This is a genomic window from Thioalkalivibrio sp. ALE9 (genome assembly GCF_000377445.1).
GTDB lineage: Bacteria > Pseudomonadota > Gammaproteobacteria > Ectothiorhodospirales > Ectothiorhodospiraceae > Thioalkalivibrio.
The window spans coordinates 423,858-449,038 of record NZ_KB898123.1 but is presented as its reverse complement, the minus strand read 5'-3'; the positions used below and the strand labels follow the sequence as shown (position 1 = coordinate 449,038).

15 protein-coding genes and 2 pseudogenes are annotated in these 25,181 nt (G+C 62.7%); 10 read left to right on the top strand and 7 right to left on the bottom strand.

Annotated elements, in window-relative coordinates; genetic code table 11:
• Positions 1-3: 3 nt before the first annotated feature.
• From D106_RS0105285 to D106_RS0105275, 3 genes are all read right to left on the bottom strand, one after another.
• Entirely contained in the window at positions 4-1,449 is a 1,446-nt protein-coding gene (locus D106_RS0105285) for a hypothetical protein (RefSeq protein WP_018879423.1), read from the bottom strand.
• Between the two features lie 39 nt (positions 1,450-1,488).
• Positions 1,489-2,733 carry a hypothetical protein gene (locus D106_RS0105280; protein ID WP_026280579.1) on the bottom strand — a complete coding sequence of 415 codons (1,245 nt, stop codon included), beginning with the start codon at positions 2,731-2,733 and terminating at the stop codon, positions 1,489-1,491.
• A 184-nt stretch (positions 2,734-2,917) separates the two neighbouring features.
• On the bottom strand, positions 2,918-4,012 hold the full coding sequence (locus D106_RS0105275) for an MraY family glycosyltransferase (protein ID WP_231372853.1): 1,095 nt from the start codon (positions 4,010-4,012) through the stop codon (positions 2,918-2,920).
• A gap of 411 nt (positions 4,013-4,423) precedes the next feature.
• Between D106_RS0105275 and D106_RS15250 the strand changes: the two genes are divergently transcribed.
• From D106_RS15250 to D106_RS0105260, 3 genes are read left to right on the top strand one after another with little or no spacing between them, the layout of a single operon-like run.
• Complete coding sequence (locus D106_RS15250) at positions 4,424-5,278, top strand: hypothetical protein (RefSeq protein ID WP_231372852.1); 855 nt, start codon at positions 4,424-4,426, stop codon at positions 5,276-5,278.
• The gene (locus D106_RS0105265) at positions 5,275-6,108 is read left to right on the top strand and encodes a class I SAM-dependent methyltransferase (protein WP_018879419.1); all 834 of its coding nucleotides are present in this window, start codon (positions 5,275-5,277) and stop codon (positions 6,106-6,108) included. The genes D106_RS15250 and D106_RS0105265 overlap by 4 nt, the downstream gene beginning before the upstream one ends.
• Positions 6,105-8,054 carry an ATP-grasp domain-containing protein gene (locus tag D106_RS0105260; protein WP_018879418.1) on the top strand — a complete coding sequence of 650 codons (1,950 nt, stop codon included), beginning with the start codon at positions 6,105-6,107 and terminating at the stop codon, positions 8,052-8,054. The genes D106_RS0105265 and D106_RS0105260 overlap by 4 nt, the downstream gene beginning before the upstream one ends.
• A 125-nt stretch (positions 8,055-8,179) precedes the next feature.
• Here D106_RS0105260 and D106_RS0105255 read toward each other — a convergent pair whose 3' ends face one another.
• From D106_RS0105255 to D106_RS0105245, 3 genes are all read right to left on the bottom strand, one after another.
• A complete protein-coding gene (locus tag D106_RS0105255) occupies positions 8,180-8,950 on the bottom strand; it encodes a hypothetical protein (protein ID WP_018879417.1) in 771 nt (256 codons plus the stop codon).
• Positions 8,951-8,979: 29 nt separating this feature from the next.
• Positions 8,980-9,867 carry a class I SAM-dependent methyltransferase gene (locus tag D106_RS0105250; protein ID WP_018879416.1) on the bottom strand — a complete coding sequence of 296 codons (888 nt, stop codon included), beginning with the start codon at positions 9,865-9,867 and terminating at the stop codon, positions 8,980-8,982.
• A 423-nt stretch (positions 9,868-10,290) separates the two neighbouring features.
• Positions 10,291-11,223, bottom strand: a complete 933-nt coding sequence (locus D106_RS0105245; RefSeq protein WP_018879415.1) for a glycosyltransferase family 2 protein — start codon at positions 11,221-11,223, stop codon at positions 10,291-10,293.
• A 297-nt stretch (positions 11,224-11,520) separates the two neighbouring features.
• Here D106_RS0105245 and D106_RS0105240 point away from each other — a divergent pair, with 297 nt between their 5' ends.
• The 6 genes and pseudogenes from D106_RS0105240 (at position 11,521) to D106_RS0105220 (ending at position 15,738) form a co-directional block, all read left to right on the top strand.
• The gene (locus D106_RS0105240; RefSeq protein WP_018879414.1) at positions 11,521-12,447 is read left to right on the top strand and encodes a glycosyltransferase family 2 protein; all 927 of its coding nucleotides are present in this window, start codon (positions 11,521-11,523) and stop codon (positions 12,445-12,447) included.
• 31 nt (positions 12,448-12,478) lie between these two features.
• Complete coding sequence (locus D106_RS0105235) at positions 12,479-13,165, top strand: sulfotransferase family 2 domain-containing protein (RefSeq protein WP_018879413.1); 687 nt, start codon at positions 12,479-12,481, stop codon at positions 13,163-13,165.
• Positions 13,166-13,458: 293 nt separating this feature from the next.
• Positions 13,459-13,683, top strand: a pseudogene (locus D106_RS15245) (transposase); the annotation flags it as partial.
• Positions 13,684-13,959: 276 nt separating this feature from the next.
• Positions 13,960-14,352 (top strand): annotated as a pseudogene (locus tag D106_RS14195) (IS5/IS1182 family transposase); the annotation flags it as partial.
• A 245-nt stretch (positions 14,353-14,597) separates the two neighbouring features.
• Positions 14,598-15,134, top strand: a complete 537-nt coding sequence (gene xrtH / locus D106_RS0105225; RefSeq protein WP_018879411.1) for an exosortase H — start codon at positions 14,598-14,600, stop codon at positions 15,132-15,134.
• Positions 15,103-15,738 (top strand): exosortase H-associated membrane protein, encoded by a 636-nt coding sequence (locus tag D106_RS0105220; RefSeq protein ID WP_155986314.1) that lies wholly within the window; start codon positions 15,103-15,105, stop codon positions 15,736-15,738. Before xrtH ends, D106_RS0105220 begins: the two co-directional genes overlap by 32 nt.
• A gap of 245 nt (positions 15,739-15,983) precedes the next feature.
• On the opposite strand, the gene D106_RS0105215 is transcribed toward D106_RS0105220, so the two are convergent.
• Positions 15,984-23,870 carry an isopeptide-forming domain-containing fimbrial protein gene (locus D106_RS0105215; protein WP_231372851.1) on the bottom strand — a complete coding sequence of 2,629 codons (7,887 nt, stop codon included), beginning with the start codon at positions 23,868-23,870 and terminating at the stop codon, positions 15,984-15,986.
• A 187-nt stretch (positions 23,871-24,057) separates the two neighbouring features.
• On the opposite strand from D106_RS0105215, the gene D106_RS0105210 reads away from it, so the two are divergent.
• Positions 24,058-25,065, top strand: coding sequence for an IS481 family transposase (locus D106_RS0105210; protein WP_018879409.1), 1,008 nt, complete (start codon positions 24,058-24,060; stop codon positions 25,063-25,065).
• Positions 25,066-25,181: the final 116 nt, after the last annotated feature.

Below are 25,181 nucleotides of genomic sequence, written 5' to 3'. Positions count from 1 at the left end.
ACCCTATTGCCTGCCTGGCACGAGAGCCGTGGTGTGCCGGCGCGCACCGGACCACTCGGCGAGGAGCAGCATCGCCCATGCGGCGATGACTGGCACAAAGGGCAGGAGATGCCGCCCGAATCCAGTACCGTCCTGGAGCCTTCCGGCTTGGAGCGTTCCGGCGTAGGCCACAAAAGTCATCAGCCCCAGCGACACCAGGAGCACCCAGAAGAAGCGATGTGAGGCATCCCGCCAGGCGGCCGGAATCGCGAAGATCACCAGCAACACACTCAGCGGAAACAGCAGATGCCAGGAGCCTTCCAGCACCAGGCGCTGGAAGAAGAGCCCCCACTGGGGATCCAGCGAGAATTCGCCACCACGCGGCAGCACGATGCGCCCTGGCTCCAGGATGACCTGGCCCAGGACCGGCACGGTGAAATCCAGCCCCGCAAACCATACCACCAGCGCCACACCCGCGAGGACCAACATCAACAGCACGAATCCCCAGACGGGTCCCAGAACAGCGAACAAAAAGGCCGCCAGCACACACGCCGCAAACAGGATGCCCGCCTGCTTGAGAAACGGCATCGCCAGGATGACAGGCAGCAGGGCTACGCCATCCTGCCAGCGACGTTCGGCAAGCAGCGCGAACAGTCCCAGCCCCGCAAGGGCCATGGCGCCAACCATCCAGATATCGGCATACCCGCCCAGCCCGATGTGTACCCCGACCAGCGGGACCGACAGGGTCAGGTAAACACCCAGCATGGCGAACAAAATACCCAGGCCGAGGCGACGCAGATAGCCGTACACCAGCAGCCCCAGTGCCACACCCGCCAGGAACCAGGGCAGATTGACCAGCGATTCGTGCCAGCGCCCCAGTCCAAGCGCGGCCCAGAGCTGAATCACCGAAACAAGCGCCGGGTGCCGATACCCCTGCCCGTACGCATCCCCACCGTCACGCCACATCGTCCAGGGCGACACAAAGGCGTCGGAACCCCCGTGCTCCAGGAACCCGCGCGCACGATAGCTCCAGTAGTACCACGCATCCCAGGCATACACGGGCCGCAGAACCACTTCCAGTAAAAGTCCACCCAGTCGGATGACGACGAGAGCCAGCAGCACCAGTACCGCCATTCGGACCCACCACGGCGCGGCCAACCATCCCGCGCTCAGGGCGTGATCCTGCGGCGTCCGCGGGACCGGCTGTGATGCCTCCCGCCAGTGCAGCCAGATCCCAAGAACAAGCAGCCCGACGCTGGCAACCAGGATGCCCTGATAATGCCACCCCCCCAGCAGCCGTTCCGCCACCAGCAACGCGGCCGCCACCGCCAGCATGCCGAGGAAATACCCCGCGCCCAGCACACCCGGCCACCGGCCCGGCACCCCGGCAGGCCACACCCGCAACAGCAGCAGGCTGGCGGCCAGCCAGGGGGTCCCCAGTGCCAGGGTCAATCGCAGGGCATCGAGCATGCAGTTATTCCCCAGATCGGTGCGTTCGAGCCGGCATTTTCACTGAAGTTCCAGCAACAGGCCGATTTCGTTATGCATCACCAGCCGGCCCGCTCGATGCGGAGGCTGCCCCTCATGCGACGTCATGTACCATTCACCCGCATCATCCGGGTACTCGAGCCGGAATTCCTCCACTTGCGTGCCCGCCGGCAGGTCACTCAGCCGGAATTCCAGCTCCCCTCGCCGCGGCAGACCGAATCCAATAGCGTGCTCGTGCATGCCCTCCTTGGGCGCCGCGCCAAGTACATGCTCGGCAATGGTTTCGCTGGAGCGGCTCCCATCGGGCCCTGCGACTCGCTGCAGGACCTCAAAGTGAATCCGATCCGTTGGCTCCGGCACCTTCAGACGCACCACGGCACGATAGACCGCGGCCGGAATCGCCTGGTGGGCCACGCCCACCAGGGTGTCCGAGCCGCCCCCCTGATAGTCGAAAATTTGCGCATCCTCGGCACCGCGCGATGTGCCCTCCCGCAGTACACCGGGCCCTCGCATCTGCTCGGGACGGACCCCCACCGGGAAGCGCGCCCGATAGGCGAACGACAATTCCCGGCGCAACCGAGCCACACTGGATGCGGCCTCGCCTCCAAGCAGCAACAGGCCGTCTCCGGGGCGCGCGAACCTCAAAAGATCGTTGCTCGACTGATCCTGCACCATTGCGGCCAGGGGCAAGAGCCGGTAGCGGGCGTACAAACCGATACCCTCGCTCCCGGAGATGATGAGCACACGCGAGTCTTGAGGGAATGCCGCTTGGGCCCGGTTGGTCAGTTCGAGCAAGTCCTCGCCCCCCAGCACCGGGAAACTGCGCTGCTCCGCCGGGATGCCCTGAAAGCCCCCCCAGGTAGCGTGATGTTCGCGGACCAGATTGACCTGCCAGCGCAAATCCAGCACCAGCCATGCAGTCAGAACGATCGCCAGAACCCCGACTACCGAGAATGGCTGGCGGCGCAGCAACCGGTAACCGGACAGAAGCAACAAGGCCACCAGGGCCCACAGCGCCGCCGCCACCGTCGGCGGGACCACGGTCGCCCCCACGGATGAGGGGATCCCGTTAATCGTGCTCTGGGAAAACGGCACGGCACGAACCCAGGATTCGAGGAGGCCACCCCCAGGCACACCCACCCCGCCTGACCCGTGAGGCAGTGCCTCCAGGGCAACACCGCTGTCGCCGGAGGCCAGCCACACCCACAAGCCCCCCGCAAGCAGAAGCAGTGCGACCATGCCGGCCAGCAGCACCTGAATCAGCACGTGCCACCACCGTTTCGCGTTGTGCAAACGACCTCCCCCTGATGCCACCGGACATCCCCCGCGGAATGGATTGACGGCTTGCGTTGCGCCCCGGAATCGCACCACATAATGGCGGATTCCCACCTGCCAGATGCAGCGAAAAACAATCCACGGCGCTCAAATGCGCCCGGGTCCCATGCCTGAGCTACTGAACATTCAACCGGCTGCGAAGACGCGGCAAACCGAACTCCATCATGAGCAGGTGGACGCAGCCCAGCGCTACGAAAACCCAGAACAGCACAACACCGGGAACCCCCAGCAACCAGCCTGCTACGCCAACACCTCCCAGCAAGAAAGTCACCAGGAGGAGCCACAGGGTCGCCGCGCGTCGGGATAGCCCGAACCACAGCAGGTAGTGATGCAGATGCTCCCGGTCCGACTGCAGCGGATTACACCCCCGCCACAGTCTCCGAATCATCAGCGAGGCGGTCTCGATCACCGGCAGGGCCAGGACCCAGGCAAACACCATGGGCGGCACATGCTCGCCGTACGCGAAGGCCAGATCGACCGCGAACCATCCGAGCGCCAGTGCCAGCGCCATACTGCCGGCATCACCCATGAACACGCGTGCAGGCCGCGCGCCCAGCCACGGAAAGTTCCAGACCAGAAAGCCCACTACCGCGCCCAGCAGAATGGCAGGAGCCAATAGCGCCTCTGGCAGGCCCGCCAGAGCTCCCACCACCAGCAGCCACCCCAGCATGACCATCAGCATTCCACCCGCCAGACCATCCAGGCCATCGGACATGTTGATCGCATTCACCAGGCCGACCAGGCACAGGATGGTGAACGGCACGGCGGCCCAGCCCAGCCCCAGAGACACCGCACCCGTAACTCCACCGACGTGCGGCAGCAACACCCCTCCAACCATCACCGCGAAGGCGGCCACGGCCAGTTGCACCAAGAGCCGCAACCCGGTGGACAAAAAGTGAAAATCATCCAGTGCCCCGAGTACGAGCATCCCGGTCATCGCAGCCAACAGCGGCCACCCAAGCGGCATGCCGGCCAGTGCCCAGGTAATCGCAAAAGCCAGGACAATCGCCAGCCCACCTACTAGTGGAATCTCGCCAACGTGGTCCTTTCGCCCCCCAGGCAGGTCCACCAGCCCCAACCGGCGGGCCGGTCCGGCGAGCGCCGGCACCAGTAGAGCCGCAAGCAACCCCGCCAACGATGCATACAGAAAAGTGGACACAGCGCGGTCGCCCCCCGGAATCCGATCGCGAAACAGGCTCGGATTCTGCACGAACCCCACCGGTTATTCACCCGCGACCCGTCGCCCATGGGGCATACCCACGCGCGGGTGAGGCTACGATCCTCGTCGTCCCCGTCTGTCGCCGGCGAACCAGCACCGCCCGGTCGGTGGCGCCAGATCAGTCCCAAATCCGACTGGTCGTGGGTGTGCGGCATCCGCCCCACCCCTGGCTCTGGTATGCTCGCGCCCGACTTGCGAACGGGCGGCTCATGACTCCAGGAGATATCCACTGGGCTGGACAGCAGCCGCACGAGCAGCGCGGCTTCTATCCAGACCTGCACACCCCGTGGCGCATTGAGAGAGGTTTTGGAAGACGTGGAATCACGCGGGGAAACACCGACCAAGGTGCACACTCGAACGCGAGCGCGTACATCAATCGGCGTTTGCCGAGAACATGACGAAATGATCCGGCACAAAGACGAGATCGCACGCAACCTGTTCGAGAGCGACCGGGCCTATTTTGAATTGGGCGCTCGGGTTTCGCGTATCGGGCCCGCCTCGATCGCCTGGGTGCCTGGCCTGGCTCACACCCCTGCCGGCTGTGTTTGCCAGAGGGTCCCTTCGTCGGCATTCCAGGATCAATCACCGACAGGGTATCCGCCCCCATGGCTGGATGAAGTGGAGTCTGCACACCACGCCAGGCGAAACCCGATCGTCAGACTTTATACCCTGGACTTCGAGGGACCGCGCGCACTGCTCGCGGCGTCCGGTTACGTATGCCGCGAAGAGATCGGATTTGCTTATCAGGGCCCCGCTACCGCACGGCCAAGACGAATCCGCCTGCACCCCATCGAAACCCCGCTGGACTGGCTGGAAAAATTGCGCCTGCACGAGGTCTCTGCGGAGTTCTCCGACGGTCATGCATACCTGGCTCGCGAATGGGTGGAGCTGGAACGCCGAAAGTGCCTCACAGGCAGAATGGCCTGTTTCCTGATCGAGGACGAATCCGAGTTCCATGGATCTGTCTGTCTCATGCGCGAAGGGCGGGCGATACGGATCAAGAACCTCTACCTGCAGCCGGCCTCGCGTGGCCATGGCATTGGCTCGCTGGCCCTCCAGGAAATATTCGGAGCCTATGTGCGTTCCACGGATTCGGCGGCCGTTGTTTATGGAGTCAGAGGCGAACCCGGCGAGCACCTCTATCGTTCGCAGAACATGGTCGAGATTTGCAGCCAGTACGAGTGGACACGGCGAATCCGAGTAGCGCCACATTGCGCAGACCACATAAACCGGACCGCCCGGGGAGACGCCGAATGAATCGGGACAACGCCCGCGTGTGGCAACGGCATGCCGCGCAATGGAATGCGGTCGGGGCGCCCCTGAAGCCTTCGCCCGAGGACCTGCAGATCCTTGGGCAGGAGATCGGGCACGCCGAAGCTGCGTTCGGAGAAACGCCCTGGTGTCTTCTGCTGGGCGTTACCCCCGAATTGGCACAGCACCAATGGCCAAAAGCGAGCCGCCTGGTGGCCGTCGACCAGAGCGCCGAGATGATTGGAACGGTCTGGGCCGAGAACCCGAGCATATGGTCACGCCCCTTGCGCGGGCGCTGGGAACAACTGCCGCTGCCCTCCCGAAAGTTTGCCGTAATCGCAGGGGATGGCGCTCTGAATGTGCTGGCGACAGCCGAGCAAACCCGGCTGGTGGCTGGAGAACTCGCCCGGCTGCTCTCTCCGCAGGGCCGACTCCTCCTGCGCTGTTTTGTCCGGCCAGACGTACCCGAATCCACCGCCGCTGTGTGCGCCGAGGCCATGGATGGACGCATTAAAGGGTTCCACGCGTTCAAGTGGCGTCTTGCCATGTCACTGATCGATCCAAGCCATACCACGGTCGTCGTCGAAGACATCTGGAAAGCTTTCGAACGCCATATCCCCAACCGCGAGGATCTGGCGAGAAGGTCCGCATGGGACCGATGCGAGATCGATACCATCGATGCCTATCGGGGCAATCACGCGCGATACACGTTTCCTACCCTGACCGAACTGCGCTCGACCCTGAACGATGTACTGCACGTCGAATCAGTCCGCTGGGGCACTTATGAACTAGCCGAGCGGTGTCCAAACATCGCACTGTCCAGGAGGGAGCCATGAGCTCGCCACAACCCCCGATGCAGATTGCCGCCCCCTCCGTACGCGTCGAGGGGTATACGCTGGGCCTCGGTCATCCCACCTGCTGGGTTCCCGTCGTCGTCAATCGAGGAAGCATTTCACGCGATGCCCTCGGCATTCTCCAGGAGCGTTTGGCCGCAGACCTGTCCGAGCGTTTCTGGTCTCCGCTTGATTCGTTCACGCTGTCTTCGGCCGACCCCGGAGAACTGACAGCGTTCGTGCTCCGCTGGGTATTCAACTTGCAACAGGTGGCGGGTCTGTCCGTGTTCGAGCCGGGACAGCCCGTAAGCGTGGGCAGTGAAGGCCACCGCTGGTGGCTGGCAGCCACCACCAGTGCCCACGCCCAACCCGCTACGGAAAGGGCCGTCTCCTGGCTGATCGAAACCCTTGCTCAGTCCGCGGCGGGAGACCCGCAGGACCCCAGCCTGGAAGGGCTCGAGACGCTGCTCGAGTTCATGGGACAGTTCGCTGCCCCTGCGTCCAATCTGCCACGCTTTCTGCGCGCGGCTTTCTCGGAGGACATCCCCGTTGCGAGTATCGATGGGCAGGTCTACCAGTTCGGACAGGGCATCCATGCTCGCCGAATCGACGCTGGCTTCACCGATACAACCTCGAACATCGCCGTACGCCTGGCCCGTCACAAGCGACTTGCGGCCATCGCCCTCCGACGCCTCGGGGTTCCTGTACCGCCGCACCTGCCCGCCCGAAACATCGACGACGCACGAGAGGCGGCTTCCAGGATTGGGTATCCAGTGGTCATCAAGCCAGCGAACATGGACGGTGGTGTCGGGGTCACTGCTGGCATCCGCGGCCCCGAGTCGGTTCCCCAGGCCTACTCCAGAGCACGCAAACATTCAGATGACATCCTCGTCGAACGTTACGTGGAAGGCCGCGATTATCGCTTGCTCGTTTTTCAGGGTGAGCTCATATGGGCTGTCGAACGCGTCCCCGGCGGCGTAACAGGGGATGGCCAGCGGACAGTGGCCGAACTGCTCGACCTGCTGAACACCGACCCGCGCCGAGGGCGCAACACACGAGCACCGAGCCGGAAACTGGTCCTGGACCGGGAAGCAAGCGAACTGCTCGCCGAAGCAGGGTTGTCCGAGCACAGCGTGCCCCAGCCGGGCGAGTTCGTACGTTTGCGGCGTACTGCCAATATCGCAACCGGTGGTACGCCGATTGCGGTCTTCGACGATGTCCATCCGGACAATGCCGAGCTGGCCGTTCGAGCCACCGCCGCGGTGGGACTCGACCTGTGCGGAGTCGATATGCTGATCCCCGACATCCGCAAAAGCTGGCTCGAAGGCAATGCCTGGGTCTACGAGGTGAACGCCCAACCGGACATGGGGCAAACCACCTCGACCAGGCAATATCCTCGGGTTCTGAGCGGACTAGTCCAGGGCAGGGGCCGTGTGCCGATCGTTGTGCTGCTGGGCGACGCCCCTGATAACACCGGCATATCGCCCGAAATCGCAACCCGGCTGATGCCGAAGGATTCCTCGTTCGGACGGCTGGATTCAAACGGGGTTTTCCTGCGGGATCAGCCCATGGCTCCGGGTCGGATGGGCCTGTTTCACGGTGGATCCATGCTCCTGTCACACCCGCGGACCGAATGCCTGCTGGTCAGCATCAATGACGCAGAACTGGTTCGCAGCGGTCTGCCCTTTGATCGATTCGATGCACTGGTGCTGGCCGGCACGCACATTTCGCCGGCAGAGCAGGAAGGCGACGCTTCCAGCGAGCAGACTTTTTCACGGATCCTCTCGGCATTGCTACCGCATTGCGCGGGCCCTGTGCTTCAAGTCTCCGACGGGAGCGGCCCAGCGCTGCAGGCCGCACCCGGCACTGCCATGGCTGACAAGCTAAGAAGCTGCAAGGATCGCGAAGAGTTGCTCCAGGCCACACTGGATATTCTGAGGGGAACGTAGTTCCATGTATTGGCAGCCCCCGGGAGCTATGGCTGACCGTCAACCGGCCCCCAGCCCGACGGTGGTCTGGTCTTACCTGGACGCGCTGCCCGTTCCGGGCGAACCGCGAGCGCCGAAGCAGCGCCTCACAGGTCGTCGGACGCGGGAGGGATAAAGCCCGCACGCTCCCAGTCGAAGCTTACGGGCTCCGCCTTCCCCGCCAGCAATTCGGCGACCCGCCCCTCGTCCACCGGGTAGCCGAACTGACCGTTACGCATGTGGATACGCAGCCTGCTCTGCTGGACAGTCATATCGCGAAGCTGCGCCCAGTCCGCATCCGACAGAGGGTGCTGACCCAAACCGGCGATACCTTCCAGCATATGCTCCCACTCGTCTTCGAAGACGAGCTTGCTGGCAGCAGCGATGGCCTGGTCGCCGGAAGTCGCCGAAGCGTCTGCGCGCTGGGCCAATTCCATACCGGCGCTGTAGAGCGTGCAGTAGCCACCTTCGGTAAAGGCATGCGCCCGCCATCCCAGATCGGGCCGAACCTTGCGATGCGTCTTGCGCAACGCCATGAGTTGTTCGTTCTCGGGCCAGTTGCCGGCCAGGAGAGAGGCCATGTCGATCGACGCCGACGAATCCCCCGTTACCGCGCGCAACGCCTCGGCATAGGCAAGGAAATGGGCAAGCTCGGTACAGGTCCCTTCGTCTGCGGCGACACCTCCGGGTGTCAGCTCGTCCAGTCGAAAATCCCCCTGCATTGCCAACATGCGAAACAAGGCGCCATCAATCAGTTCCTTGTAGCACTGGCGGGTAATCCACAGCCGATCCGTGGTGGCATCACGGGCGGGCGAATGAAAATAGGCGCGACAGACCTCGGCCTCCGCACCCCACAAAGGTGCATTGGCCTCGACCACCGCGCGCAGTCCAGGAGACGGCCGAAGACTCATGGCCGCACCGCCACAATCTCCGCATACTCCGCGCCCTGGGCAGTGCCAGGTGCTGCAGCCGAAGCCCCTACCGCGCCCCCCAGGGTGCGCACATCAAGGCGCTGCACCGTCAGGCCGGCCTCCTCGAAAACCGCGCGGACCTCTTCGACCGAGCCCGTAGGATGGAAGTGCCCGGCACGGACGAAACGCGCCGCCCAGTCGCGCAATTGCTCGGGGGACCATTCGCAGCCCTGCTCCCTGGCGGCATCCAGGACACACTCTGCAAACTGACTCGCCTGGGTCTCGGAAACTACCGACACCGAGGACGTGAGCCGGGTCACGGTCACCACCGCGCCGCCAGGACGAAGCCGGTGGTACCAGTTGCGCAGCAACCTCTTGCGGCCGGTCGAATCGAAATAACGCAACAACGAATGCGTGGTAATCAAGTCAAACTCCTCGTCTTCAGGCAACGCAGATGAAGCCCCGGCCCGCCCCATATCGGGCTCATTCAAATCCCCGAGGACCGTACGCACCGGCAGCCCCGTCATCGCCCCATACCAGGCGCACAGCATCAGCGGGGTCGCGCAAAGGTCGACAACGGTGGGCTCCAGGAGATGACCCCCAAAAGCCCGATGCACGATCTCGAGCATCCCGAAATCGGCGCTTCCGGCGATCAGCACTCTGCGGTTCCCGGCTACGGCCTGGCGCGCGAGCTCCGTCCGGAAAAAAGTCTCGTGCCGCTCGGGGCCGGCCGCCAGCCCGAGTTTTCGCAACACCTGCCAGGGGGCATGAAAGTCCGCGCACGAACCTTCTCCCAGCCCCGAGCCGCACACCTGCTCGGCCAGCTGCCCCGACCAGCGGCTGGATTGCCCTAACAAGGCGTCGGAGCCGAGTCCTGTTACCACACGTCACCTCTCTCCCGGCGTCCTTTTGTAGCGGTCTGGCCCGTTTCCGTGACGGGCACCGCAGTAACTACCAGACTGGGGGCCTCGCCTGCCGGCGAGCCAAAGGAACTCCGCCGCCAAATCCCCTGAATCAATACGGGATACTCGCAGGCTCTGCCCGACCGATCAAGCCACTCCGGAACCCTGCCCCGTTGCGCTCGAACCACCCATTGCGGCCGCACCGGGATCGCTTACGGTCGTGCAGTCACCCTGGACCAGGGCACCACAGTGCCGTGCGCGCGTCCCTTCGCACCAACGTGCGGAGGGCAGAGCCCCTCACTGCACGGAGCGCTCGTTTCGAGAAATGAGGTTGCACCAACGCAAATAGAACACTTTGATCGGTGTTCCCCGAGCCCACCAAAGGCGAACGGCTAGATTGAGGGGCTAGTCAGCAGGCGGGACAGCTCGGGATGGAACGCGGAATCGCACCACGAGGAGACGGGGCAGAACGAGCAGAAAGTGCGCCCAGACCAGCGTGGACGCGGCCGCGAGCGCCAGGCGGTCGCGCGGCGTGGTGCCGGCAAATTTGCGGTAGTAGCGCACCATGCCGCGGTGCTTGTGCCATTCGGTGCGTACCGGGCGGCCACTACTGCTCGTGCCCTTGGCATGGGTGGCAATCGCGTCCGGCACAAACAAGACGTGATAACCCGCGTCACGGAAACGACGGCACCAGTCGAGGTCCTCGCCGTGCAGGAAATACCCCTCGTCCATCGGCCCGACACAGCCGATTGCCTCGCGCTCGACCAGCATGAACGCGCCGGAAATCGCCTCGACCGGGACAGGCCCCGGCGGCAACGGCTGACCGTTCAGGTTGAAGCTCCGCGGGCTCCGCCCCAGCCAGCGCATCGGACGCTCAAATGCCCAGGCCAGCACCCTTTGTGGAGTGGGGTCGAGACGCCGACCACCCGCCTGCTCGCTACCGTCCGGATTGCAGACTCGCGGCCCGGCCATCCCGGCCACGCCATCGTCGCGCAGAGCCGCAAGGACCCGCTCGATCGTCTCCGGCTGCACCTCGCAATCGGGATTCAGCAAAAGGACCGTAGGCTCGTCGCTCTGCTCGATGGCGCGGTTGACTGCCGTCGCAAATCCGAGATTTCGACCATGGGCGATAATGCGAACCCGGTCATCCCCACCCCAGCAATCCCGTACCCGCGTTATGCTTCCGTCCGTAGAACCATTGTCCGAGACGATGACGCTGACCGGAATCGTAGACTCGAGCACGCGAGTTATCGCCCGGTCCAGCCAGGCACCACTGTTGAAGGCGACGATGACGACTGCCACCTCGGCGGGCGGTCGACCACGAACATGTGACTGCATTAGGGGCTCGGGCACCCGGACTCCTCGTAAAACCAAGGTGTTTCAGGCTGAGCCGGAGCCTCGCCGACGTTGAGTGGCGGGGCTCCGACGCGGAACAGAATCCTGGATCGAAAGCCCGCATTCTACACGGCGCAGAGTGCCTTTCGCCGCGCGCTGCGCAGGGCTCTGACCGCCAATGGTACGGAGGTCCAAGGCGGCCACCGGCTGCGAGGCCTGCCCCAACCGATACGGAAACCAAACGAAGAAGACCTTGGCGCCTGCAGCCTTCCCCGATATCATCCGCGCTCCGGAGGCGCCATGACCAACCATCGCCGGATAGAGGTTCTCCTGTCCGCGTTCAACGGCGAGCGATATATCGCCGAGCAGATCGAGAGCATTCGACTTCAAACCGCAGGCAACGTGCTGCTTCGCATCCGTGACGATGGGTCAACGGATTCGACGCCCCAACTGCTGTCCCGTCTCGCCCGCGAGCATGCCTGGATCGAGATCGAGCGCGGGGAAAATATAGGCGCCTCACGCAGCTTCCTCAAACTGCTCGAAACCGTTTCTCGCGAGACCACGTTCGCGGCCTTTTGCGACCAGGACGACTGGTGGCACCGCGACAAGCTGGAACGTGCGGCCGGACGGCTGTCCGATCTCCCCCCTGACGTTCCAGCACTGTACTTTTCCGCAATTCGGCGAGTCAGCCAATCGGGCGCTCCCCTGCAACAGATCTCCCGCGACCGGTATCGCCCAGGGCTCGCAAACGCGCTGGTTCAGAACATTGCCCAGGGTTGCACCATGGTCTTGAACCGCGCCGCTATCGATCTTCTCAACTCGGCGCGCCCCGACATGAAATATGTCGCTATGCACGACTGGTGGGCCTATCTGGTTGTCTCGGCTTGTGGGCAGGTAATCTATGATCCAGTACCATCGCTGGACTACCGGCAGCATCGCGATAATCTCGTCGGGGCAAAGACCGGCCCCAAGGCATGGCTCGAACGCGTCGCCCGTTTCCACGCTCGGGGGAGGATGCCCCTGATACAGCAAGCACAAGAACTACTCAATGCGTATGGCCAGGGAATGCCCACTGGCAACAGAAAGCTATGCAAGGACTTCATAGCCGGAGCCGGCAGCTCATGCTTCATGGAACGTCTGGAGTATGCGCGTCGGTCCCCCGTTTATCGGCAGAACCGATCCGATGACCGAATCATGAAAATCCTTCTCACCCTGGGGTGGCGCTGACGCCGCCCCGAGAACATGCCGGCCTGACTCGATGGACGACTCCCTGATCATTTTCCTTCATATACCCAAGGCAGCTGGAGCGTCTCTTCGCAAGTGTTTCCAGATGGTCTACGGTCACGAGCGCGTCTTCTGGATACGGCCCGGATCGCGAGCCCAAAGCCTCAAGACACTGGAGGAAATGACGCCCGCCGAGAGGGACCGCATCCGGGTGGTCACCGGTCACATCCCTCTGGGACTGGTCGAAGGCTTCTTCGCGCGTCCGGTCGACTATGTGACAGTGCTCCGAGATCCGGTCGATCGGATCCGTTCCTTCTACCAGTTCGCCCTCGCACAGCCCGAGCACCCAGACCACGGAATGGCCACACGCAGCAGTCTGGCCGAGTTTGCCGCCAGCAACGTGCGCGGCCTGGAAAACCAGCAAACAAGGATCGTAAGCGGGCTTGGGGGAAAGGGGCAGGTCACCCCGGAGACCTACGCGCTCGCCCGGCGAAACCTGGCCTCGTTCGGCCATGTGGGAACTCAGGAAGGATACGCCGATTTTGTCGAACGGCTCGCCACCCGGCTTGGATGGCCGGAGATACCCGACCCCGGCACCATCCACAAGACCGACAATCCCATACAGGTCGAACGGCGTGTCGAAGAAATCATCCTGGCGAGAAATAAGTGGGATCGGAAGCTGCATGCCGACGCGAGAGCACTCGGATCCAACCCGACCTGAGCGCTGAAAAACTGCATAGTATCGGTCGCGCTACGCGAGACCGAGCAAGGAAACACTGATCAATTTACGCGATCACGTTGGCACCCCAGGTCTTCCGAAACAGGGCGCCCCGAGCAGCGGATAGAGGCTTTACCCGCCCGTCCTTCATGCAGTACGGGGCGCAACGAAGGATCGGGGCCCCCGGATAGCAACCCCAAAAGCTATCCTGATTAGCCACGAGAGTCAGCCAGGCTCACAGGGTGAGCCACCCCCGGGCGTACGCTGAGGCTACACAGCGAGCGGAGGGTGCCACCATGGCGCAGAATCGGATTCAGTTTCAGCCGGGGATGTCGTTGCCGGCATTCATCGCCCAGTACGGCACCGAGGCCCAGTGCGAGGCGGCGCTGGAGCGGGCCCGATGGCCGGACGGCTTCCGCTGCCCGCGTTGCGGGTGCCAAGCCCACTGCGTCCTGCACGGCAGCCCGCGCAAGATGTTTCAGTGCAGCGCCTGTCGGCATCAGGCCTCGCTGATCGCCGGCTTTCCACCGCGCCCAAAGCTGCGCTTTCTCTCCAGCCGAGAATCCCACCCTGCGCACTTGCACCATCTGCATCACCCCCCAAAACCAGTCTCAGGACCGAAGGTGTTGCATCGATCAATTGAACTCACCGCCCGTTACCTCGCGGCATTCGCCTACCGCTTCAACCGACTCTTTGATCTGGCGACGTTGCCGGCGCGACTGCTGGTCGCCGCCGCGCACTGCCGGCCCGTGCCCGAGCGGCTCCTGCGACTAGCTGACTCTCGTTGCTAATCAGGTACGGTGAAGGGTACGGTCGCGAACGTCTCCGGCGTGTCGCAGGTGCCGGAACTGCTCCACGGTGAGGAGCAGAGCCTGCATGGCGACGCCGGCTACATCGGTGCGGAGAAGCGGCTGGAAGGGCATCGCCCGGAGCTGCCCATCGCGCGCAAACGCGCGAAGGTGCGCACGATGCCGGAAGGTCCAGCGCGCGACCAGGTCCGCCCCAAAGAGCAGCACGAGGCCCAACTACGTTCGATCGTCGAGCATCCGTTCCATGTGGCGAAGAACCTCTTCGGTTACCGCAAGGTGCGCTACCGCGGCCTCCGGAAGAACACGGCGCAGCTGCACAGCCTGTTCGCCCTCGCGAACCTGTACCGCGCGCGACGATGGGGGCTTCTGCCGCAGGGGTAGTGTGTCCGCAGGACCGTAAAACGCCCCTGCAGCCGCCCAAAACGGCGGTTACAGGGGGTAAAGCAGGCCCGTCGTGGCCCAATCTCCTTCCAAACACGCGGTGGCGGGACGTGGAGCCGGACGCAGGGCCATTGATCAGTGTCTCCCTAAGGTAATAAAGCGCCACCAACACTGGGTCAACGCCAATTCGACAGCGCCGAAAGGTTACGTCAAACTGCGCCGAACTGCGGTCGGGAACCTCCGTCGTGATCCGATTTTTTTTGCTCTTCCTGCTTATTCAGGGTGTCCTGTTCACGGCTGAACTGACACCACCCGCCCAGGCGTATCTCGTCCAGCCATTTACCAGCAGCCTTGCCTGGGTCTCGGGACACCTGATCGAGTTGACCGGTCGCGAAATTATTGCCTCCGGCGTAATCATTCTCGACGTCTCCACCGGGTTCGCGGTCGAGATCGCAGCCGGCTGTAACGGGGTGGAAGCAATGATCCTGTTGATTGCGGCAATGCTCGCCTTCCCCTCTCCCTGGCGCTACAAGCTGTGGGGTATCCTGATCGGGATCATCGCCATCCAAGGCCTAAACTTGGCGCGGATCGTCTCACTGTTCTTCCTCGGATTGTGGAACGAGACAGCGTTCGAATGGGCGCATCTGTATGTCTGGCAGGCTCTGATCATGCTCGATGCACTGGCCGTCTGGCTGCTGTGGCTCCGGGCACTGTCACGTGCCGACGCGGACCGGAGTTCGGACGGAAGCGATGAAGACCATGCTGTACCTGCGACCTCGTAGTTTCTTGGGCCGGTTTTTCCTGCAAGCGCTGATCTGGCTGCCGATCGCATTCTTCTTCTGGTACCAGGTCGCCTGGCTGTTCACCTTGCCCAGCGCCTGGCTAAGCGAACTTCTCCTCAACCTGATTCATCCAGGAACGGTGGAACAGATCGTGGGCCTAGGCCACGAGACCGTCATCGTGACCGGATTCGAGACAGCGACCCAGGACGCCCAAGGCAACAAGGCCACGGGCCAGATCGTGCTGCCAATCAACCCCCTGATCTACAGCTGGAACCTGCCCGTTCTGCTGGCCCTTCTGTTTGCTGCCAACGAGCGATTCTTCTCCATCAGAAAGCTGATTTTGGGATATTTCCTGCTGGTCCCCGCGCATGCCTGGGGACTGACCTTCGACGCCCTTCGTTCGCTTGCCCTCCGGGGCGGCGCCGATATCCGGAACGAACTGGGCTTCACGGACTGGACGCTGGAACTGATCGCACTGGGTTATCAGTTTGGCTACCTGATGCTACCGTTCATCGCAGTGGTCACCATATGGATCATGCTCAACCTGCGCCTCGTGGAGAGCCTTCTCGAACGCGACAGCATTACTGCCAATCGCAGGCGGTAGACCAAGGCCGAGGCCGGCATCCTTCCGCTCGGCCGAGTAGTGCTTCCAGATTGTCACCTGCTGGTTGGCGGAGGTGACTCGTACCATGACTGGAAAACTCTCGGAAGCGGAATTTATCGCGGAGGAGCCTGCCAACCACTGTCAAAGTGGCGCTTTTCGGCTTTCTACCATTCACCCCATGACGACCGGTCAGGTCCGGACCGAAGACTGAGCGGGTAGGATCCCGCGGCCGAACCTGTGCAGCATCAAGTGCGCCGCGAATTAAATCGTGTGCGCAACGTCAACACCACCAAGAACAGCAGCCCCAACAGCAGGAGTCCGGCAGGGGACAACGCGGGGATCGACCTTGCCTCGGAAGCCCATTGGGCGATGTTGGAGGTCACCGGCATTTGGGACGGATCCAAGCTCCCGTCGCCGTCTTCGTCCCACTGCGCACGCGCCTGGTTGCTTACAGCCCGAGCAAGGTTCTCGATTTCGACGCGGAACACAATGATGACAGCGTTTTGCGAGTCGGTCTCGCCGGTCGCACCCGGGTCTGGCCCAATTTGCCCCTCGAACACCACTTCGTCGTTAGCGGCATCGAACGCACACAGATTGGTCTGCGAAGCTCCGTTGGCAATGCATTCCAGACTACCCGCAACAAAGGTGCTGTTTGCCGGGACCGGGTCCACCACGCGAAGCGGCATGACGTAGCTGTCATTCGGGTTAAGCCACACCATGGTCCATTCAAGTTGAGGCATCCCGTCATCATTGACCACCTTCAGGCCGCTTGGTGGGTCGAAGGGTTCGAATACGACCACCGGCACGGAGGCAGAATCCGTGGCGGTATTGCCGTCGGCGTCCCGGGCCTCCGCTTGGTTGGTCAAAAGACCAGGTTCATCGGCCACTACCCGGAAACTAACGGTGGCACTGCTCCCCGCCGCAAGGTCACCAAGGTTAACCTCAAGCACCGGCGTCTGTGTGACAACACTGCCCTGACTGGTTTGAACGCTGCCGGGCACCAGCGTGCCGATCAGGCCGATCAAGTCGTCGGTCAGGCGCACATCCTCGGCCACCGCGGATCCCGTGTTGCGAACCTGCAGCATGAAACGGACGGTTTCGCCCGGATTAACCTGGCCATCGGAGTTGGCGTCATCGATCAATTCAACCTGCTTGTCGAGTGCCAACGCCGGTTCGCCGGTCTGCCCCGCAGGGACCACCGGAAACACTGTCGGTTGCGGACTGGTATCGGGGTTGCCGTCCCCGTCGCTCAAGGTGTCTTCAACCTGATCGCTGGAGACTGTTGCCTGGTTCAGGACATCGCCATCCCCATTCGCGGTCCCGGTGATCAAGATCACGACACTGCCCCCAGGTTCGATGGTGCCAATATCGTCGATTACGACGTTGTTGCTCGCAGCGGGGGCCGTACCCTGTGTGGTGGTGATCCCGGTCACGTCCATCCCTGGCGGGCCGACTGGAACCGTGTCGGTGAAGACCACGTTGGTCAGGGCCTCCTGCCCCGTGTTGGAAATCACAAACGTGTAAGTAACCTCATCGCCTTCATTGATTGTGCCGGTGGGTGCAACGACGTCATCGGTGAGGGCGTAGTTCTTGGTGAATTGCAGACTTGCACCAGGTGTGTCATCCGAGGCCCCGCCGACCGGAACATCGGTGGGCTGGAAGCCGTTTTCGGGAATGCCATCGGCATCCGTCGGCGTGGGCACGGTCTGGTCGGAGTCGACCGAGCCCTGGTTGGAAATGATCACGCCCGACGGGAGCGGGGCATCCACCACCACCCGGAAGGTCATGGTTACCGAACCACCGCTATCCAGATCCCCGACATCCACCACAAGCGGATCGTTGCTGTCGTCCGGAGTACCCTGCGTGGTAGTCAATGACCCCTGCACATACTCCGTATTCGCGGGAAGTGGATCGGTGAACACCACGCCGGTGGCATCCGGGCCCTGATTCTCCAGTACGACGGAATACTCGAGGGTGTCCCCCGGATCCACCTGGCCATTGCCGGCCACATCATCAAAGAGTGCCACCGTCTTGACCGGATACAGGAATGCATCGGCGGTGACCGTCACAGTGGCATCGTCATCCCGCGCGTAATTGTTCGGCTCCCCGTCGGGGCCATCAGCACCGGTGCGGCCGCTGTCCGCCTCGCCAGTGCTGTCCGGGAGGCTCGACCAGGTCATCCGCAGTGCATTGGTCTGCTCGGAACCCACCACCGCAGCGGACGAGACGGCCGCACGATAGACAAACTCCCGATCCTCGCCGAGTTCCAGAGTGGAAAAGGCGAACTCAAGATCCTGACCGTCGACGTTCACGGCGCCGGCCGGCAGGCTGGCGGAGCCCTCCACGTAGGTCAGTCCGGGTGGCAGCTGATCGACGATCAGAAGATCGAACGCGTCCGCACTGCTGCCGCTGGCGTGCGCCAGATTGACCGTGAAGACCACCTCGTTGCCCAGGGCCTGCTCCTGCGGGGCCACGGTCTTGGTGACATCAAGCAGCGGCTCTACGATGTCCACCGGGATGCCCGAAATCGTGTCTTCGTCCGCCGGGTCGGCGTCGAACTCGAGGCGAACCGGGGTGTCGGGGTGTTCTCCGTATTCCACCCACACCGTTCCATCCTCACCATTGCTGAGGACGTCACCGTTCTGATTGTCCTCGGTGTTCTCAACGCGGGCCGTGATCTCGATGTCCACGAAGTTGTCATCACTCCCACTGGACGGTGGGTTCGAGACATCCCCGAGATCGAACGCCACTTCCTGCCCGCTCCCGAGCCGATCGGCGTAGTCCGGGTTGCCGAAGGCGATACCCATGTGCCCGACGCTGATATTATGCGAGACGTACGCAAGGCCATCCGGCAACGTATCTGAGACGAACACGTTCTCCGTCACCCCGGTGATGAGCGACAGCCGAATGGTGAACGTCACCTCCTCACCGATGGTGGCCTGGTTTCGGTCGACGGTCTTGTCGATCTCGAGATCCGAGGCAATCGTCAGGTTTGTGCTCCCCGAAGCCTGGTAGTCATTCAGACCACCCGGGGCATCCGCGGCGTCCCGGACACTGTCGTCTTCGCTGTTGCCGTCGGGCTGGCTGGCGAAGGTCGCGATAGCCTCGTTGATTAACGTATCACCGAAGATCACGTCGTCCGCGAGCCGGGTCGTGAAATCGACTCGCAGTACCGCACCGGCGGGGACCTCCAGACCCTCGAGAACGAACGTGTCGTCATCGACATTTGTCGTCTGAATCTGAACATCGTCATCCGAGACCAAGTCGCCATGGGCGTTCCGGATGTCCCCCGCCTGGATCGACACAGTGATTGCGCCGGGGTCCAGCGTCCCGGCGCCGTCCGGCAAGATATCGGCAAGTTCGGTCTGCCAGGCAGTGGTGGTGCCCGTATTCTCGAACTCAATCCGCCAGTCCACTTCATCACCGGCCTGGAGATTGACGCCGCCGGACGGTATGGATTTGGTCACGTTCAGCTCGGGTTCGCCGACGGTGATCGACACGGATTCCGGTCCCAGGGTGACCGTCTGCGAGGGATCCTCCGGATCCTCGAAACTCGCAACCGCTTCGTTCGCGAGCACCACGTCGTTCTGATTGCCCGCGACGTTGTCGACTTGCATGTAATAGTCGATGGTCACCGTGCTCGCCTCGGCAGCCGTCACTTCGCCGAGGTCGACCTCCAGCCTGTTATCACCCTCATTGAACGACAGCCCGGTGCCGTCCGAGCTGACCCCGTCGAGGTCCAGGCTCGCCTCGTTCGGCTCCTGATCGAGGAAGGTCAGCCCTTCCGGAAGGTCATCGACGATCACGAACTCATCGGTCGTCCCGACCGGCACCCCCATCTCAATCCGATAATGGACGATGTCCCCGATCGAATAACGGTCCTGACCGTCGATCAGAGTTTTGCTCAGGGTGGGACTGGATGTCGTCAGCGATGCGGTGTCGTTGCCGAACAGGTTGTTCACGCCCCCATCGCCGGTACGCTGATCATCCTCGTTGTCGGAGCCGGACGGCAGGGAGGTGGTAGTGGCCCCTGCGTCGTTGGTAATCGCGGTCAGGAACGGAGTGTCCTGGGCGATGGTCGCCTGGTAAGTGATCTCAATTACCGCATCAGGGGCCAGTTCGTCGATGGCACCGCTGAGCGTATTGTCCGTGAAGGCCGCATCGGTGCCCCCGTCATCCGTGATCGTCGGGTTCTCGAGCAGATCCGGCAGCTCGTCCTCGAAGGTCCAGTCGAAGCCGGTGGCATTGCCGGTGTTGGTGATGATCAGGGTGTAGGTAACCGTGTCCCCGGCGGCTGGCGACGACGGCGACACTGACTTGTCAACATCGACCGCGGGCAGAACGACGTTGACCGTGCGCTCGCCGGACTGCACGTTGCGTTCCGTGCCTTCCACATCCTCGAAGTAAATGCGCCCGCGATCGCGTAGTTCACGACCCTGGGTGTTGGCGGCCACATTATCGACCTGCAGGGTGACTGACAGCGTGTAGCGTTGAGTCTCGTTCAAATCATTGTTCGCCACATCACCCAAAAATAGACTGAAGGCGTTGTCGATCTGATCGTCTTCGAGCTCCACCGTGACTGGATCAGCAACACCTTGGCTGTTGATCGAGTCCGGGTCCTCGGCGGATTCGAGATCCTCCGAGCTTCGCGCCAGTGTCGCCTCCACCAGGCTCACGCCGTCAAAGCCGTTGGTGATCACGTCGGCTATCGTGACCGCTTGAGTGACACCTGGCGGCAAATCGAAGTGGATGTCGTAGGTAAACGTTTCGCCGATCGCGACGTCGGTGCCACTCGTAAACGCCTCGGAGGTGTCTACCAGCATTTTGGCCACGGTGGCGTCAGCGACATTGACGGTGGCGGTGTCCTCAGCCTCCGCCCGGCGGCGTTCGTCAATAGCGTCATCCTGCTGACTGAAACCTTCCGCCGTGACCGTGTTGCTGTACTCCGATCCGGTCACGACGTCATCGAGCACCGTGGCGGTGAAGGTAAACTCCAGCGAATCACCGGGCGCAAGGCTCGTGGCCGGGTCCGCAGTGGTGTAGTTCAAAACCCCAGTACCGGAGTTATAACCGAAATCGAACCCCGCAGGCGTGGTGTCTTCGATTACGGTACTCAGATCGAGCAAGTCATTGATGACGCCGCCAGCACCGTTATTCAGGACATCCTCGATGAACAGGTCGAAAGCGGGCGCGGTACCAGTATTTTCCAGCTCCAGCGTGATGGTGACCTGCTGCCCCGCAACCAGGTCTTCGTCAGGGCCGAAGCTCTTGGTGATGGCAAGCACCGGTTCGCGGAACTGTACGGTGTGGTTATCGGACACCGAACCGGCACCCTCTCCTCCGAAGCTCAGCGTGGCAGTGTTCTGGCGCGCCTGCTCCGAATCCGGGGCCGCATTGGCAGGATGATCCAGCACCGTCGCTTCGTAGGTGACCACGAACGTATTGTTCGCAGTTCCGTCGGTCGAATTGACGGTGACGGTTCCGAAGTCGAACTGCGGATTTTGCGCATCGGAGTCATCGACCAACGGGGAATCGATCGCACTACCGTTAAAATTCGTGTCGTCAATCGAGACACTCCCCGGCGCATAGGCAAAACCGTCCGGCAGACTGTCCGCAATCACGAGGTCAGGTATTTCCCCTTCCGGAAGGGCGACAGTGAGCCGGTACGTGACAACGTCACCGGGCACCACACCACCGGCACTCGGCTGCGGATCCACAGCGATGCTCGTCTTGGCCAGACCGGGGCTGGCAACGGAGGCTCGAGCGTCATCGCGGATCGTCGGGAACGGGGGCGCGCCTTCCTGCGAGGCCCAGGTGGTTTCCGCTTCGTTATCCAGTTCTTGGCGGGGCGTGACATCTTCGGACAGAGTGCAGGTGTAGGTAATGACCGCAGACTCGCCTTCATCCACTGCTCCATCGATCACCAACGGGTCGGAGAATAGATCCCCGGACGTGCCACGCGAGGAACCACCCACCGTCACCGAATCAATGGCACACGCATTCATATCCGCCGGCGGCGGATCCGTGGCAGTGACATCAAAGGCCGGGGCACCACCAGTGTTTTCCAGCGTGATGGCATAAGTCACCGTATCGCCGGCATCGGCATCGATCAGATTGCCGTCAGTAATACTGCCCTCGCCGCTCGTCCCGGTGACCGCCTTGTCGATCTCCAGCACCGGTGCGCGCACTTCAAAAGCGACGGGCCCGGTGTCCGTCGTGGTCTCCCCGGGAGTGTTGGCCGTCTCGACCTGGAGGATGTTGGTCAGGAACAGTCCATCGGCGAAGGGATCATCAGTAACGGTGGTATACAGGTCGACCGCCAGCGTCTGCTGTGCTTCCGTATCGAGGTCCGGGAAACGGATCTCGATGGCATTCTGCCCGGGCAGGGTTGTCACCTCGACCTCGCCCGTCTCTCCGAGCAATGTCTCGTAATCCGAATCAAGTTCCGCCGTTGGGGCGAGACATACGCCCGCCGAGGGGCTGGCGCCGCCGCAATCGGTCGGGTCCGTGCTAAAGCCCTCGATGACGTCACCGGCCTTGAGCACCGGCAGCGGCAGAAAGTCGGTGAAGACGATATCCCGGGTATCTCCGGAGGGCACTTCCATGGTCAAGCGATAGACCAGGGTGTCCCCCGGCGCGTAGGCATCCTGCTCGTCCACGATCTGCTTGTTGGAATCGATCGGCAGAATGCTCACCGACGCGGCGCCTCCCTCATTGCAGGACGTGGCACCCGCAACGAGGTCGTACTCCATGGAAACGCTGTTCGAGATCGAATCCGAGGCCCGCACCGGTTCGCCGGTCTCGCGGTAGGTCTGGCGGACCGTGCCCGTGTAGGTCACCGTGACTGCGCTGCTTTCAGCGATTTCGGACAACCCCGTGCCATCGAACAGGTCCATCACGATGGTTGTACCGTCCTCGGCGTTCGGGACGGTGACTTCCGGGGTGACCGAGATTGGCGAACCGCCATCAACCGTGAAGCTGACACTGTCGGCCTCGAAGTCGATACCGTCGGCGATTTCATCGGTTATGACCAGCGCATTCACGGCACCGTTAAAATCCGTCACCTGCAGGTTCAGGGTGTAGGTCACCTCCTCACCTGGCCCCTGTGCGCCGGACGCACTCTTCTGGATGGCGACATGCTCGGCGCGCACGTTCGAGCTGTCGACAATCTGCGGCAACGGGTTGTCTTCGCCCAGTTGGTCGACATAGGTCGCCTCTACGCTGGCGGTGTTCTCCAGATTCTCGATCTGGCACTGTTGCGCATCGAGGATATCGGTGATGTACGCCTGGTACGTCACCACGATGTCGTCAGCGGCGGGGGTCCCGACCGTATCGCCATCACACTGGATCTCGAATTCGCCGCCCGGTGTGGATCCAGACGGCTCCTGCGTGATCGTGCAGTCCTCGCCCCCGGTAATCTGCGCCGTGTTCTCGATGTACTGCAGGTCAGCAGGCAGTTCGTCGGAAATGGTGACGGGGTTCATCGTCGCCGTGTTGGCGATGTCGACGTTCAGCGTGTAGGTTATCGGCCAACTCGGGCCGGGCGGGCGTTCGCTCTCGGGCGCATCCTGGGTCTTGTCAAACAGGATGACGGTTGGGGTGACGGTCTGCTCGACGACATCCCCAACGATGGGCCCGTTGTCCCCCGTCGGGGTATCACCGAATTCGTAGATGGGAGTCAGGTCAACGGGGAGCGGCTCGCCAACAATGGCCTCCTCGCCGATCGTTGCACAGATGGTGGCCTCCAGGTCCGGCCCGCCATCCACTACCGAACCCACCGGCAGAACGATATTTCGGTAGCTAAACCCCTCATCGCCAGTGACCGTCTCGTCGATCCGGGTATCGGTCAGTTCGCCACTTGCGGGGAAGGTGCCCAGGTCTTCAACACCACCAATACTGGAGCCGAAGATCTCGGCCGACTGAAACTCGAGCTCCGGGGGCAGAATGAGGCGGAAGTAGGGCCCATACCCCTCGTCGCCCTGATTACTGAAACTGTTATTGAAGCAGAACTCCTCGCCGAGGAATGCCTCCTCGGGCACCCCCGCCGACAACTCAGGGGTTTGCCCCATTGCTACAGCGGGCGCAAGCAGGCAACACGCCGACACAAAAGAGACGAGCCTCAAAATAGCCATTCAACCCCCCAAAAGACGTCGCGCGAGAACGCCTTACATCGCGACGGTGCGAAGTCTGCCAGAACGTAAGTGAAATATCTAAAGTGTTGGGTAACGGATGGTTCTATACCGGACGAGAAGGCGCCCCTGTTTCGTGCCCGGGAGTGGCTGAGTATCGTGTGCGACGGGTCCACGCAGGAGGGATAGCATGGCGAGCACGATCCACTCGAACGCGCGCACCACACCCCAGGTCCGGCGGGAGTTGCAGGAGGCGCCGCCAGGCGTGAGCGACCCCGAGCTGGCCCGGCGCTACGGCATTACCCGCATGACCGTGCGCAAGTGGCCCTACCGCCGGGACGTGGAGGATCACTCGCATTGCCCGAAGCGGCTGCACACGACCCTGACACCGGAGCAGGAAGCGATCGTGGTCCAGGTTCGGGAAGTGGCCCTGCTGTCGCTGGACGACCTGCTGATCGTGGCGCGCGAGTTCCTGAACCCGGAGCTGAGCCGGGCGGCGCTGGCGCGCTGCCTGCGCCGGCACGGCGTGGGCGACCTGCGGGCCCTGCAGCGGGAACGCGACGGGGAACCCGAGGAACCGGCGCACAAGCCATTCAAGGACTACGTGCCGGGCTTTGTGCATGTCGACGTGAAGTACCTGCCGCAGATGGCGGACCAGGCCTCGAGGGGCTATCTGTTCGTCGCCATCGACCGGGCCAGCCGTTGGGTCTATCTGGAGGTACGGCGCACCAAGAGCGCCGAGGCCGCGCGCGGCTTCCTGAAGAAGCTTCTCGAGAAAGCGCCGTTCCATATCACCCACCTTGTCACCGACAACGGCAAGGAGTTCACCGACCGCTTTGCCGCGACCGGGGAGCGGGAGCCGACGGGGCATCACCCCTTCGACCGGCTGTGCGCCGAACACGGGATCGAGCATCGCCTGATCCGGCCCAAGCGGCCCCAGACCAACGGCATGGTCGAACGCTTCAACGGGCGCATCGCCGACCTGCTGCGGACGCGGCACTTCGACTCCGGTCAGCACCTGGACGAAGCCCTGCGGCACTACCAGCGGCTGTACAACCATCACATCGGCCAGAGAGCGCTGGGGCACCGGACACCGGTGGAAACCCTCAAGGCCTGGCAGCATGAACGCCCCGAATTGTTTCGAAAACGTGGATATGACCATGTGAGACCTCACATTCTCCGCTCCGCCTGTAATTAATTCGGGGCGCGACGAAGGGCCTAGGAACCCGGGGTGCCTTCCACGCGATTACACGCAGCGAACGACGCGCGTTGTCGACAAGAAGAAAAGCCAACGGTAGCGTGGCGAACGGGACC